The sequence below is a fragment of the uncultured Stenotrophomonas sp. genome (genome assembly GCF_913778665.1).
Taxonomy (GTDB): domain Bacteria; phylum Pseudomonadota; class Gammaproteobacteria; order Xanthomonadales; family Xanthomonadaceae; genus Stenotrophomonas.
In genome coordinates, this window is the sequence record NZ_CAJYVQ010000002.1 from 775,524 (window position 1) to 788,304 (window position 12,781).

The 12,781-nt window shown below is 66.4% G+C and carries 11 protein-coding genes, 3 tRNA genes and 1 pseudogene; 3 read left to right on the top strand and 12 right to left on the bottom strand.

Annotated elements, in window-relative coordinates:
• Positions 1-98: 98 nt before the first annotated feature.
• A complete protein-coding gene (locus tag QZ853_RS04495; RefSeq protein ID WP_295571057.1) occupies positions 99-1,025 on the bottom strand; it encodes a c-type cytochrome in 927 nt (308 codons plus the stop codon).
• Positions 1,022-2,368 carry a cytochrome c gene (locus QZ853_RS04500; RefSeq protein ID WP_295571059.1) on the bottom strand — a complete coding sequence of 449 codons (1,347 nt, stop codon included), beginning with the start codon at positions 2,366-2,368 and terminating at the stop codon, positions 1,022-1,024. Before QZ853_RS04500 ends, QZ853_RS04495 begins: the two co-directional genes overlap by 4 nt.
• Before the next feature lie 182 nt (positions 2,369-2,550).
• Between QZ853_RS04500 and QZ853_RS04505 the strand changes: the two genes are divergently transcribed.
• A complete protein-coding gene (locus QZ853_RS04505) occupies positions 2,551-3,669 on the top strand; it encodes an alpha/beta fold hydrolase (RefSeq protein ID WP_295571060.1) in 1,119 nt (372 codons plus the stop codon).
• An 81-nt stretch (positions 3,670-3,750) separates the two neighbouring features.
• On the opposite strand, the gene QZ853_RS04510 is transcribed toward QZ853_RS04505, so the two are convergent.
• The gene (locus tag QZ853_RS04510; protein ID WP_295571141.1) at positions 3,751-4,890 is read right to left on the bottom strand and encodes an MFS transporter; all 1,140 of its coding nucleotides are present in this window, start codon (positions 4,888-4,890) and stop codon (positions 3,751-3,753) included.
• Positions 4,891-5,186: 296 nt separating this feature from the next.
• Between QZ853_RS04510 and QZ853_RS04515 the strand changes: the two are divergent.
• Positions 5,187-5,514 (top strand): annotated as a pseudogene (locus QZ853_RS04515) (TonB-dependent receptor); the annotation flags it as partial.
• Between the two features lie 80 nt (positions 5,515-5,594).
• Here the strand turns inward: QZ853_RS04515 and QZ853_RS04520 are convergent.
• The gene (locus QZ853_RS04520; RefSeq protein WP_286071614.1) at positions 5,595-6,296 is read right to left on the bottom strand and encodes a pirin family protein; all 702 of its coding nucleotides are present in this window, start codon (positions 6,294-6,296) and stop codon (positions 5,595-5,597) included.
• A gap of 140 nt (positions 6,297-6,436) precedes the next feature.
• Here QZ853_RS04520 and QZ853_RS04525 point away from each other — a divergent pair, with 140 nt between their 5' ends.
• Positions 6,437-7,357 (top strand): LysR family transcriptional regulator, encoded by a 921-nt coding sequence (locus QZ853_RS04525; protein ID WP_295571061.1) that lies wholly within the window; start codon positions 6,437-6,439, stop codon positions 7,355-7,357.
• Positions 7,358-7,939: 582 nt separating this feature from the next.
• Here QZ853_RS04525 and QZ853_RS04530 read toward each other — a convergent pair.
• From QZ853_RS04530 to QZ853_RS04565, 8 genes are all read right to left on the bottom strand, one after another.
• Positions 7,940-8,016, bottom strand: a tRNA-Arg gene (locus tag QZ853_RS04530).
• 32 nt (positions 8,017-8,048) lie between these two features.
• Positions 8,049-8,125 (bottom strand) — tRNA-Arg (locus QZ853_RS04535).
• A gap of 69 nt (positions 8,126-8,194) precedes the next feature.
• Positions 8,195-8,271: transfer RNA gene (locus QZ853_RS04540), tRNA-Arg, on the bottom strand.
• Positions 8,262-9,188: an alpha/beta fold hydrolase gene (locus QZ853_RS04545; RefSeq protein ID WP_295571062.1), complete on the bottom strand. Its 927-nt coding sequence runs from the start codon at positions 9,186-9,188 to the stop codon at positions 8,262-8,264. Before QZ853_RS04545 ends, QZ853_RS04540 begins: the two co-directional genes overlap by 10 nt.
• Positions 9,185-9,994 (bottom strand): bifunctional hydroxymethylpyrimidine kinase/phosphomethylpyrimidine kinase, encoded by an 810-nt coding sequence (gene thiD / locus QZ853_RS04550; RefSeq protein WP_295571064.1) that lies wholly within the window; start codon positions 9,992-9,994, stop codon positions 9,185-9,187. The genes QZ853_RS04545 and thiD overlap by 4 nt, the downstream gene beginning before the upstream one ends.
• A 137-nt stretch (positions 9,995-10,131) precedes the next feature.
• Positions 10,132-10,800, bottom strand: a complete 669-nt coding sequence (locus QZ853_RS04555) for a YoaK family protein (RefSeq protein WP_295571066.1) — start codon at positions 10,798-10,800, stop codon at positions 10,132-10,134.
• Between the two features lie 11 nt (positions 10,801-10,811).
• Positions 10,812-11,318 (bottom strand): hypothetical protein, encoded by a 507-nt coding sequence (locus QZ853_RS04560; protein ID WP_295571068.1) that lies wholly within the window; start codon positions 11,316-11,318, stop codon positions 10,812-10,814.
• The gene (locus QZ853_RS04565; protein ID WP_295571069.1) at positions 11,315-12,715 is read right to left on the bottom strand and encodes a PhoH family protein; all 1,401 of its coding nucleotides are present in this window, start codon (positions 12,713-12,715) and stop codon (positions 11,315-11,317) included. The genes QZ853_RS04560 and QZ853_RS04565 overlap by 4 nt, the downstream gene beginning before the upstream one ends.
• Positions 12,716-12,781: the final 66 nt, after the last annotated feature.

Below are 12,781 nucleotides of genomic sequence, written 5' to 3' on the forward strand. Positions count from 1 at the left end.
GGAGGCCCCGGAGTGTCGGCAGTGCCAATGACATCGGCATGACGTAGAGATGCAGGAACCGTGTTCTGTGACGGCCGGTGCCTCCGGCCGCTTGCCTGTCAGTACCGCGCGTCCTTGGGTTTCGGGTCGCGCGGCCAGTCCTTGGCCTTGTCGGCGAAGTCCGGCCGCGGCGGGTTGATGAAGTAGCTGGCGATGTCCACCGCATCCTGGTCGGGCATCACCTGCTGCCCGAGCGGGGGCTCGCGGGTCACGGCCGGTGGCATGTTGTGCTTGACGAAACCGGCAGCCTTGTAGAGGCGCGCCATGCCGGCGCCGATGTTGAAGCTGTGGTCGCCCCACAGCGGTGGGAAGGCGATGTCACCGCTGGCGTCGCGCCGGCCTTCGCCGTTGTCGCCGTGACACGCTGCGCACTGCACGGCGTACAGCGCCTGGCCGCGATTCGGGTCCGGGATCAGTGTGCTGTCGATCGGTCCTTCGCTTGGGGCGGCGACCTTTGCACCGTCTGGTACAGGATTGCTCAGCCACGCCATGTAGTCGAGCATCGCGCGCATCTGCGGCGCGTCCTTCGGCAACGGCTTGCCGTTCATCGAACGCTGCAGGCAGCCGTTGATGCGCTCGGCCAGCCCGATCACCTTGCCTGGACGCGGCATGTAGCGCGGATAGGCCCCGCCACCGGTGTTGAAGTAATGGTTGCCGAACGGCCGCTTGCCCTCGGCCATGTGGCACGAGTTGCAGTTCAGATCGTTGCCGACGTTGTCGGGCAGCAGCCGCGCGGTTTCGTTGAGCAGGCGGCGGCCGAGCATCACTGACTCGGCGTTGCCGAGTGCGGCGATTTCCTCGGCGCTGGGCGGCTGATAGTGCCCGACCACGTTGCCCTGTGCATCAAGCAGGTCGAATGGGCGGGCTGCAGCGGCATCCAGGTCGGGGGCCAGATGCGGGTAGGCCAGAGTGCCGGCAGCGGCCAGCAGCACCACGGCGATGGCACCACCAATGAGCCGACGGGAGCGCCGGCGCGAGCGCTTCATGGTGTGGCCTCCTGCGGAACGTAGTGCACCGGCTTGTCGCGCACCACCCGGCGCATCCGCGCCACGTCGACCTCGCTCACCGCGCTGGCCTGGTTGCCCCAGCTGCTGCGGATGAAGGTCAGTATCCGGGCCAGCTCCGTGTTCGGCAGGTGCTCAAAGCCGGGCATGGTGAAGGCCATGCGGTCATGCGGCGTATGCGGCATGCGGCCGCCGATCAGCGTCACCTGCACCAGCGAACTGGGATCGTCAGCGAACACGATCGAGTTGCCGGCCAACGCCGGATAGATGCGCGGGACGCCGCGGCCGTCGGCGCGGTGGCAGGCCTGGCAGTGTTCGGCATAGGCCAGCGCACCGGCCACGCGGTAGTCACCCCCGCGCAACGCTGCGGTGGTGGTGTCGGCTGCGGGCGACCACTGCGCGCTGCGCCCGTCGCGGGCGGGCAGCTGCTTCAGATAACGCGCCATCGCCAACAGGTCGGCGTCGGACAGGTACTGCGTGCTGTGCTCGACCACGTCGGCCATGCCGCCGAAGGCCGCCGAGCGATCGGTGCGGCCGGTGCGCAGGAAGTCGACGATCTCGCCTTCACTCCAGCTGGCCAACCCGGTCGATTCATTGCGCAGGTTCTTCGCATACCAGCCTTCCAGCACCGAACCGGACAGGAACTGGAGGCTGCCATCGTCGGTCATCGCCTTTTCCTGGAAAGCCAAGCCACGCGGTGTATGGCAGGCACCGCAGTGAGCCAGGCCTTCCACTAGTTCGGCACCGCGCTGCTGGCCGGCATCCAGCGACGGATCCGGCGTGAAACTGCGCGGGCGTGCGAACAGCAGCTGCCACCATGCCAGCGGCCAGCGCATGCTGGCCGGCCATGGAATCGTGCTGTCGGCGTTGCCCTGTTTCACCGGCTGCACCGACCCCATGAAGTAGGCGTACAGCGCCTTGATCTCGGCATCGCTGGCGATCACGTAGGAGGCATATGGCATCGCCGGGTACAGCGGTTGGCCGTCGTGGCGGATGCCGCGGCGCACGGCGCGCTCGAAGTCGGCATAGTCGTAGCCGCCGATGCCGGTTTCGGCATCGGGCGTGATGTTGGTCGAGTAGATCGTGCCCATCGGCGTCTGCATGCCGAGGCCACCGGCGAACGGCTTGCCGCCCGGTGCGGTATGGCAGGCCGCGCAGTCGGCGGCGCGCGACAGGTACTGGCCCTGCGCTATCAGTGCCGGGTCGTGGATGTCGACCTGTGCCGCCTGTCGCGGCGCGAACCAGTGGGGCGTGGTGCGGGCGATGCCGTAGGCAGCGGCCACGGTGGCGGCCAGGGCAAGGGAGAGCTTGAGCGAGGTGCGCATCGTGGCACTGTGGGCATTGCAGCGCGCGCGTTCATTGATCCGGGTCAATGACTGAACGGATACAGCCTGTGCACCAAGCTGAATCATCCCTGCGTTGTCATCAAGCCGTCATCCGCGCGCGATAGATGGCAAGCGACCGCGTCGCTAACCTGCCACGCTGTCACACCTTCCTCTGATCGCCCATGAAGCGCCTGCTGCTGTTGTTGCTGGCGTGCGCCGGCCTGTGGCTGGCTGCATGCTCGTCTTCGATCAATGCCTCGTCCACGTCGCTCGCCGATCGGCTGATCGCGCCGGGTGGCGTGTCGACCCTGCTTGATCGTCCGCGCATCGCCGCGGCCATCGCCGAACTGCCCAACCGCCATGGCTTCGCGCCGGGCCGCGATGGCGTGCCGATCTTCTGGCGCGTATTCGACCCCGGCGATTACGGTGCGCGCTACCGCTACCTGCCGCAGCGTCATGAAAACGGACTGCCGCTGGACACCGGTCTGAGACTGGCGGTGCCGCAGCCGTTCCGCGCACAGGCGCCGCGCGGCACCGTGGTGTTGCTGCACGGCTGGATGATGAACGGTGATTCGATGCTGCCGTGGTCGCTGCAGCTGGCTGAGTCCGGCTACCGCGTGGTGACCCTCGATCTGCGCAACCATGGCCAGTCCGGCACCGGCCCGTCCGGCTATGGCACCTATGAATCGGATGACGTGGTGGATGTGATCGGGGAGCTGCGCGCGCGTGGTGAAGTGACCGGCCCGCTGTACCTGTTCGGCGTGTCCTATGGCGCCGCCACGGCGGTGTTCACGGCCGACAAACTGGGCGACCAGGTGGCGGGCGTGGTGGCGATGGAGTCTTTCGCCAACGCCGGCGTGGCGATCCGCACGATGATCCCGCACCTGATGGGGTTGCAGCCGGAAGGACTGAAGGCGCAGGCGGTGGCATCCTACGCGCGCTGGCGCTATGGCGGCCAGGACATCAACCAGGTGATCGCTGCCGCCAGCCGCCGCATCGACGTCGATCTGGACCGTGTGGACGTGGCACGCGCGCTGGCTGATACCCGCGCCTGCGTGCTGCTGCTGCACGGACAGGGCGACCAGCACATTCCGGTCAGCCAGGGCCGCGAACTGGCTCAGGCCAATCCACGCGCGCACTACATCGAAATGCGCGGCGAGGACCACATCACCCTGCCGCTGCGGCTGGACCTGCTGGCCGGCGTGGTCGATGACTGGATGGCGCGTGACGAAGACCCTCCGCAGGGTGCCTGCCCAGCCCCCCAGTTGCCGGCCCAGGCCGAGTGGCTGGCGCGCAGCTGAGAAAAGGGGACGGAGGGGATCAAGTCGTTTCTAACCCGGGAGTGCGGGAAACGACTTGATCCCCTCCGTCCCCTTTCTCTGTCAGGCGACGCGTCGTGCCAGTGAGCGGGCAGACGCCGCGACGCCCAGCAGCAGGGCGGCCACGCACAGGAAGGCGAAGCCGAGGCTGGTGCCGTGAGCCAGTGCACCGATCGCTGCCGGGCCGGCGAGTATGCCGGCGTAGCCCAGGGTGGTGACCGCGGTGATCGCGATGCTCTCCGGCATCACCCGCTGCTGGCCGGCCATCGAGAACAGCGCCGGCACGATATTGGCGCAGCCCAGCCCGACCAGCACGTAGCCGGCCAGTACCACCGGGAACGATGGCACCAGCGTGGCGAGGCTGAAGCCGGCCGCTGCAGTGATGCCGCCGATCACGATCGTGCGGGTGCGGCCAAGTCGCTCGACGATGCCATCGCCGAACAACCGCATCGCGGTCATCGCCAGGGTGAACAGCGCGAAGCCGGCGCCGGCCTGGTCGCGTGGTACTTGCCGCACTTCGGCCAGGAACACTGCGCTCCAGTCCAGCATCGAGCCCTCGGCGAGGAACACCACGAAGGCCAGCACGCCGATGAACAACACTACGCCGTGCGGCAGTGCCAGCAACGGTCCTTCGTGCAGGATCCGTTGCGGACGCCAGTGTGGCGCCGACAGCACCGTGACCAGCAGCAGCGCCGCCACCGAAACCAGCGCGGCCAGCCACAGCGGCGTGCCCAGGATCAGCATGCCGGTCATGCAGCCGGCACCGACGAAGCCCCCGATGCTGTAGAAGGCATGGAAGCCGGACATCATCGCGCGCCCGGCGTCGCGCTCGACCGCGACCGCCTGCATGTTCATTGCACAATCGAGCGCACCGACACCGGCGCCGAACAGGAACAGGGCTGCGCCCAGCGCCATGGGCGAGGGCGCCAGCACCAGCAAGGGCAGGGCGCACAGCGTCATCGCACAAGTGACCACCATCACCCGGCGGCAGCCCAGCCGCCCGGTCAGCGCACCCGCCAACGGCATCGCCAGCAGCGAGCCGAGCCCAAGGCACAGCAGCACGGCACCGAGACTGGCGTCGGACAGCCCGGCCTTGACCTTGGCATAGGGCACCATCGGCGCCCATGCGGCGGTGGCGAATCCGGGAATGAAGAAGGCGGCACGGGTGGCGTGCTGCTGGGCACGTGGGGATGAGGGCGTCATGCGCGATGCGAAGCTCCAGGGGATACTCATGAAAACGTTTGCAAGCCGGCTCGGCAAGTGCCATGCGTGACATCGGGCGACGCATACGATTGCAGTGACCCGATCGCGTCACCCATGGCCAGTGCCGCACGGGGACAGTGGCGGCACGGTTGGCATTCCGTCGCCCGCTGCCTGAGATCTGCGCATGAGCGCGACACCGACCATCCTCCTCGTCCACGGATTCTGGGGGTGGGGCCGCACATTGGGCCAAGGTGATCCTGGAACTGCAGCGCAAGGGCAGTGACGGCGTGCAGGCGCTGGAGCCGGAAAACCAGTTCAGCGTGCACAGCAGCCATCGCCTGCGTGGTGACTGGAAGCGGCTGGCGCTGGGCGGTGGCGCGCTGGCAGGATTTGACCTTCGGCGAGATCACCAACCCGGCCACGCAGGCCAAAGTGGTGCATCGCAGGCAGCCGTACTGGTTGCTTGATGCGATGGCGCGCTATCAGTTCAATGATCGCCTGTTGGCCACGGTCAACGTCAACGATCTGCTCGACAAGCGTTGCTACATGATCTTCAACTGGTACAGCACCTACACCTGGGGTCAGCCGCGCAATGTACGGCTCACCTTGAACTACAGTTTCTGACGAGGGTGTTCTAGAGCCGCGGACGGCTCGGCTGTAGAGGAATGCGCCCGCGATGCTTTGCAGCATCGCGGGCGTTGTGGTTACAGCGGCAGGTCGAACACCAGCACTTCGGCGTCGTTGCCGTTTTCCAGGGTCAGCTGCGCTTCGTCGCTGACCTGCAGCGCATCACCGGCTTCCAGGGTGATGCCGTTCACCTGCAGCTGGCCACGCGCCACCTGCACATAGGCGCCACGACCGTTGCCGAGCGCGTGATGAAGCTTCTGGCCGCCATCGAGGATGGTGGCGAAGATGCGGGCATCCTGGTGGATGCGCAGCGAACCGTCGGCACCGTCCGGCGAAGCGATCAGGCGCAGCTGGCCGCGCTTGCTGTCCGGCGTGAAGTGGGTCTCCTCGTAGGACGGCGCGATGTTCTCGGTGTCCGGGAAGATCCAGATCTGCAGGAAGTGCACGGTCTCGTCGGCCGAGTGGTTGAACTCGCTGTGGGTGACGCCGCTGCCGGCGCTCATGCGCTGCACGTCGCCGTAGCGCAGTACCGAACCGGTGCCCATCGAGTCCTTGTGCTCCAGCGCACCACCCAGCACGTAGGAGATGATCTCCATGTTGCTGTGGCCGTGGGTGCCGAAGCCCTGGCCACCGATCACCTTGTCTTCGTTGATTACCCGCAGCGGCCCGAAGCTGACGTAACGCGGGTCGTAGTAGTTGGCGAACGAGAAGGTGTGGCGTGAGGACAGCCAGCCATGCTCGGCCAGGCCACGGGTAGCGCTCTTGCGGATCTGCAGCATGATGGAATCTCCTTGTTCGATGGTTTCGATGGGGCGGGGTGGGCCGGTAGCCGTTGTGTTTCCCGGTTGGAGAGAAGTATCCGCTTGCGCCATGGGTTTGAAAAACGGATAGTTTTCACAGCTACCATCGAAAAATTCGAATGCTCAAGCTCAGCCTCGATGCCCTGCAGATCCTGGACGCCATCGACCGCCGCGGCTCGTTCGCCGGCGCTGGCAAGGCGCTGCACAAGGTGCCCTCGACCATCTCCTACACCGTGGCCAAGCTGGAGGAGGACCTGGGCGTACAGCTGTTCGACCGGGTCGGGCCGCGCGCCGAGCCGACCGAAGCAGGGCGCGCGCTGCTGGACGAGGGCCGGCATCTGCTGCGCGCCGCCCGTGAGCTGGAGCTGCGGGTGCGCCGGGTGGCATCCGGCTGGGAGACCGAGCTGACCCTGGCGGTGGATTCAGTGTTCCCGACCTGGCTGCTTGGACCGGACATCGCCGCGTTCCGTGAGACCGAGGCACCGACCCGGCTGCGGCTGATCGGCGAGGCGCTGTCGGGTACCTGGGAGGCCTTGCTGGATCGGCGTGCCGACCTGCTGGTCGGTGCACCGGGCGAGGGCCCCAGTGGCGGCGGTTACGTGGTGGAGCCGCTGGGCACGGTGGAGTTTGTGTTCGCAGTGGCGCCCAGCCATCCTCTGGCCGCCGTGGACGGTATGCTCGGGCGCGAACAGTTGGTCGAGCACTGCGCGATCGCCGTCTCCGATTCGGCGCGGCGGTTGTTGCCACGCACGGTCGGCCTGTTGATGGGGCAGGAGATGCTGACGGTGCCGGACATGGCCAGCAAGCTGAAACTGCAGTGCGAAGGCGTGGGCTTCGGCTTCCTGCCTGAACCCTGCGCGCGCGCGGCGGTGGCACGCGGCCAGCTGGTGATCCGCGAGGTGGAGGAACACAAGCCGGAAGAGACCTTCTGGCTGGCTTGGCGCACCGGTGAGGATGGCGCTGCATTGCGCTGGTGGCGAGAGCGCCTGCGCAGGCCGGAGCTGCTTTCGCAGTGGTGGCAGGCGATGGCCAGGGGGTAGGCGTACGGCAGGGCTGCGCCCTGCACCCGCTACGATCCAGAGCAACGGCAACAGCAACAGCAACAGCAACAGCAGAAGCTGGTTTGCTGAGGGATGGCGGGGTGGATCCGGTTGCGGGAGACGCCGTAAACCCGTCCATGGGGGCTTGGCCGCGGCATCCATGCCGCGGACACTCCCGCAACCGGACCCACCCCGACTTCGACACATTCCTGCGGCTGTTGGTGTGTGTCGACCTTGGTCGACACGATAGATCCACGCCATGCGTGGATGCTTTTCGATCTTGATCCCAAATATTCGATTCCGATGGAGATTCATCCACGCATGGCGTGGATCCATCAGATCGCGAGCATCTGTCAGAGGTGGGACGGTGTCGGAGTGCGGGGTGTCAGCCGCATGGATGCGGCTGCCAAGGCTACATGGATGTACTTGCGCCGTCCCCGCACTCCGGCACCGCCCCGCCAAAGCGGGGAATGCCAGCTTTTGCCGTTGCCTTGGCTTGAAGCCTCTGCAGGTGCAGGGCGCAGCCCTGCCGAAAAACGCACATAAAAAAACAGCAGGCCGAGGCCTGCTGTTTCGGTGTAATGGTGCGCCCGGAGAGATTCGAACTCCCGACCGCCTGGTTCGTAGCCAGGTACTCTATCCAACTGAGCTACGGGCGCCAATTACATAAACTTGTTGTGCTGACTGTGTATGGTGCGCCCGGAGAGATTCGAACTCCCGACCGCCTGGTTCGTAGCCAGGTACTCTATCCAACTGAGCTACGGGCGCGCGGTACACAATCAATTCACTGCTTAATTTTACTTCATTTCCAGCGGCGGATGCTGGAAACCTGTCGAGTGGTGCGCCCGGAGAGATTCGAACTCCCGACCGCCTGGTTCGTAGCCAGGTACTCTATCCAACTGAGCTACGGGCGCCCTGCGACAGGAGCGGAATTATGCGGATGTCGGCGCGCACCGTCAACAGTTTTGTGAAAATTTTCATCCAACTGAATGAGAAAGCGCTCCGCCACAGCCTCTGGGGCCTTCAGCCATGCGAAATGGTCGTCGCGCGTGCCCAGTTCCTGCGCGGTCAGCACGCATAGCCGTGCGGCCACATTCGGCAGTTTTGCCAGCAGCGTCTGCATTGATCCGGGCGGTGCCAGCCAGTCGTGTTCCATCAGCACTGCCTGTGCGCTGCCGTGCACGCGCGCCATCTGTGCGTCCAGGTCTTCATCCATGCCGACAGCAGCGTAGTGGTTGTTCAGGCCCACGCGCGCCCAGTCGGCGATCAGCCCGCGTGCTTCAGTGCCACCGAAGCCGAGGCGACGGCCAGGCAGCACGCCCTGGCGCTGCGCGATCCACGGCAGGAAACGGTACACCAGCGGCAGCAGCCAGCCGCGCGGTGGCGGAAAGCCGCGCCAGAACGGTGAGCCGCTGGCGGCCAGCCACAGCCGGTTGAAGTGCTGCGGGTTGCGGCCGGCATGCACGCAGGCCAGCTGCCCGCCCAGGCTGTGGCCGCCGATGATCCAGGGCAGGGCGCCGGATTCGGCATCTGCCGTGGCCAACACGGCCTGACTGCCTGGCAGATCCTGTTCCAGTAGTTCGCGATAGCCCCAGTCCTGCGTGCGCGACGGCCGCAGTGAACTGCTGCCGTTGCCGCGCCACTCATGCAGGTACACCGCCACCCCTTTTGCTGCCAGCGCCTGCGCCAACGGCAGGTAGTGGCGCGCGGCCACGCCCAGTGCAGGCAGCCACAGCAAGCGTGTGATCGGCTGTGCGGGCACGCAGGCGATCACTTCATAGCGGTGGTCATCGTCGCACTGCACGGCAACGGTGGCTGGTGCCGGCGTCACGCGTGCGGTGCCGCGCCGAAATGGTCGAGCACCAGCACTTCGCTGCGGCCCGGCGCATAGCCTTGCTGCAGGCCGCGTGCAACGTAGTCGATGCCGGCTTCGCAGGCGTTGGTCAGGCTCAGGCCGTTGCACAGCTGCGCAGCAATGGCCGAAGCCAGCGTGCAGCCGGTGCCGTGCGCATCCAGTGGCAGGCGGGTATGGATGAACTCTTCGCTGCTGACGCCATCGAAGTAGCGGTCGATCACGCGCGTGCCTTCAAGCAGATGTCCGCCCTTCAGCAGCACGGCGCCGGCACCGAGGTCGAGCAGCGCGGAGGCAGCCTGTTCGGCGTCTTCGCCGCTGCCGATGTTGCGGCCCACCAGCAGTTCCGCCTCGGGCGCATTCGGGGTGATCAGCGTGGCCAGTGGGATCAGGCGTTCGCGCATGGCCTGCAGTGCGCTGTCTTCCAGCAGGCGCGCGCCACTGGTGGCGACCATCACCGGGTCCAGCACCACATGCGGCGGCCGGTGCCGCTCCAGCGCGTCTGCGACGGCATGGATGACCTCGGCATTGGCAAGCATGCCCAGCTTCACGGCGTGGATGTCGAAGTCGTCGAAGCAGGCTTCCAGCTGTGCACGCAGGAAGTCGATCGGCGGCACGTGCACGGCGGTGACGCCGCGGGTGTTCTGTGCGGTCAGCGCGGCGATCGCCGACAGGCCATGCACGCGATGCGCGGCGAAGGCCTTCAGGTCGGCCTGGATGCCGGCGCCACCACCGGAATCGGAACCGGCGATGGTGAGGGCAGAGACGGGAGTGGTCGGGCTCATTCCGCGATTGTGCCGTGGTCCCGCATGCGCGGGTAGATCCATGCCATGCGCGGATGCCTTTGATCCGTCAGGCGGGGTCAGATCCCATTTCACAGGAAAAAGAGGGATCTGACCCCCGGGCGCCCGCAGCGCGACCCTCAATGGCGCCAACGTGCCCACTGCTGGTACAGCACGTAACCCAGCCCGGTCAGGCCGGTCAGCAGGGCGGGGGCGAGCAGGGCATCGTACTGCCAGCGCACGAACAGCCACGCGCCGATGACGCCGCCGGCGAGGAAGCCGCTGATGATCAGCCCGCTGAGGGTCAGGCGCCGCACCTGCAGCGGCAGCCCGCGCAGCAGGTGGCCGAGGCCGATGCCCAGATCGGTGAACATGCCGCTGAGATGAGTAGTGCGCACCACCGCGCCGCTGAAGGTGGTGGCCATCGCGTTCTGCAGGCCACAGGCCATGGCGGCAGCCAGCGCGCCCCAGATCTGCTGCTGTTCGAACAGCGGAATGGCGACCAGCAGCAGGGCCGATTCCAGCGCCAGTGCAACGCCGTACCGGCGCCCCAGCTGCAGGACACTGTCCTGGATCAGCAGGCCGCTGAGCATCGCGCCCAGCGAGAAGGCGATCAGCAGCCCCCACAGATGACCGACTGCACGCCAGTTACCCTGCGCCAGTGCCATGCCCAGCTGGCTGGTGCTGCCGGTCATGTGGCTGACCGCCTGGTGCTCGAAGCCGAGGAAGCCGACGACGTTCACCATGCCGGCCACGCACGACAACGCGACCGCGCCGATCCAGACCCAGGTGGGCAGGCGGATTCCCATCGGCGGGGCCCTCAGGGCCCGCCGAGGCCGCCGTTGAACTGCAGCTCGCTGAAGGTGTCGCTGGACGGATCGAACACCGCACCCCAGAACTGCGCCCCGCCATCGCAGACGCGGATCGCTTCGCGGGCCGGGTTGATGCCGCTGTCATCGGGCAGGTGGAAGGCGTTGATGTAGATCAGCCGCTTGCCGGCGCTTTCGATGCCGACGTACTGGCGGTCGAAGTCCAGCACCTTGGGTACCTGTGCCTCCAGCGCCGACAGCTTCGCCTCCAGCTGGTCGACCTGCTGCCGGCTGGGCGCCCAGTAACCCGACACCCGCCCGGCGTCGCGGCCGGGGCTGGTGCGCGAGCAGGTGTCGAGTACCTGCGCGGCGATGATCGGGCGGGTGACCACCCACGACTGGCCGGTGCGCTCGGTGGTCGGCACGCTGGCCGGGCCGCGCGTGGTGGTACAGGCGCCGAGCACGCTGGCGAGGGCGATCGCCAGCGTGGGCAGTAGCAGGCGGGTGCGACGGTTCACAACACCTCCGAGGCGTAGTCGGCCAGGCGGGAGCGTTCGCCACGACGCAGGGTGATGTGCGCGCTATGCGGCCAGTTCTTGAAGCGGTCCACCGCGTAGGTCAGGCCCGAAGTGGTTTCGGTCAGGTACGGGGTATCGATCTGCTCGACGTTGCCCAGGCAGACGATCTTGGTGCCGGGACCGGCACGGGTGATGAGCGTCTTCATCTGCTTCGGGGTGAGGTTCTGCGCCTCGTCCAGGATCAGGTAGCGCGACAGGAAGGTGCGGCCGCGCATGAAGTTCATCGAGCGGATCTTGATGCGGCTGGCCAGCAGGTCGTTGGTAGCCTGGCGACCCCAGGTGCCGCCGTCCTGGTTGTGCGTGAGCACTTCCAGGTTGTCGGTCAGCGCCCCCATCCACGGCGTCATCTTCTCTTCCTCGGTACCGGGCAGGAAGCCGATGTCCTCGCCGACACTGACCGTGGCGCGGGTCATGATGATCTCGCGGTAGCGCTGCTGGTCCATGGTCTGCGCCAGGCCGGCCGCCAGTGCCAGCAGGGTCTTGCCCGTACCTGCGGTGCCGAGCAGGGTGACGAAGTCGATCTCCGGGTCCATCAGCGCGTTGAGCGCGAAATTCTGCTCGCGGTTGCGTGCACTGATGCCCCACACGGCGTGGCTGCCGTGGCGGAAATCATCAACCAGCGACAGTACAACCTTGCCATCGCCGACCACGCGGCTGACCCGCAGTTCGACTTCGTCTTCGCCAGGCAGGTAGACGTACTGGTTCGGGTACCACTCTTCGCCGTCCAGTGCCTGGATTTCGTAATGGGTGCGGCCCTTGTCGCTCCAGCTGCGCAGGTCCTCGCCGTGGCGCTTCCAGAAGTCTTCCGGCAGTTCTGTGGCACCGGTGTAGAGCAGGCTGAAGTCATCCAGCGCGCGGTCGTTTTCGTAGTCCTCCGAAACGATGCCGGCGATGGCGGCCTTGATCCGCAGGTTGATGTCCTTGGAAACGAACACCACTGGCACGTCCGGCGTTTCTTCCTTCAGGGCCAGGATCGCGCCGAGGATGGCGTTGTCCGGGATCACTTGGCCGAAGCTCTTGCCCGCGTCGAAATGGCTGGTCTGGAAGCGCAGCTTGCCGGCACTGTGCTTGCCGCGCAGCTGAAGGCCCTGCGGCCGCTGCAGCGGAATGCCGTCGGCCAGGTTGTCCAGCCCGGAAGCCTGTACCAGTTCATTGAGGAAGCGGCTCACCTGGCGTGCGTTGCGGCTCGCTTCGGAGGTGCCCTTCTTGCCGTTGTCCAGCTCCTCGATCACCTGCATGGGCAGGTAGACGTCGTGCTCTTCGAATTTGAACAGCGCGGTGGGATCGTGCATCAGCACGTTGGTATCCAGCACGTAGATGCGCTTGCCTCGGGTCATCGTCGATTCCTGGTTACGGACAGGGAAAAACCATCACGTCCTGCTGCAGGGCAGGGTGATGGCGGA

Coding starts and splice junctions, on each gene's coding strand:
- QZ853_RS04565 (WP_295571069.1), bottom strand. CDS start 12,715: ATGACCCGAGGCAAGCGCATCTACGTGCTGGATACCAACGTGCTGATG.
- QZ853_RS04495 (WP_295571057.1), bottom strand. CDS start 1,025: ATGAAGCGCTCGCGCCGGCGCTCCCGTCGGCTCATTGGTGGTGCCATC.
- QZ853_RS04555 (WP_295571066.1), bottom strand. CDS start 10,800: ATGGGAATCCGCCTGCCCACCTGGGTCTGGATCGGCGCGGTCGCGTTG.
- QZ853_RS04505 (WP_295571060.1), top strand. CDS start 2,551: ATGAAGCGCCTGCTGCTGTTGTTGCTGGCGTGCGCCGGCCTGTGGCTG.
- QZ853_RS04520 (WP_286071614.1), bottom strand. CDS start 6,296: ATGCTGCAGATCCGCAAGAGCGCTACCCGTGGCCTGGCCGAGCATGGC.
- QZ853_RS04510 (WP_295571141.1), bottom strand. CDS start 4,890: ATGACGCCCTCATCCCCACGTGCCCAGCAGCACGCCACCCGTGCCGCC.
- QZ853_RS04525 (WP_295571061.1), top strand. CDS start 6,437: ATGCTCAAGCTCAGCCTCGATGCCCTGCAGATCCTGGACGCCATCGAC.
- thiD (WP_295571064.1), bottom strand. CDS start 9,994: ATGAGCCCGACCACTCCCGTCTCTGCCCTCACCATCGCCGGTTCCGAT.
- QZ853_RS04500 (WP_295571059.1), bottom strand. CDS start 2,368: ATGCGCACCTCGCTCAAGCTCTCCCTTGCCCTGGCCGCCACCGTGGCC.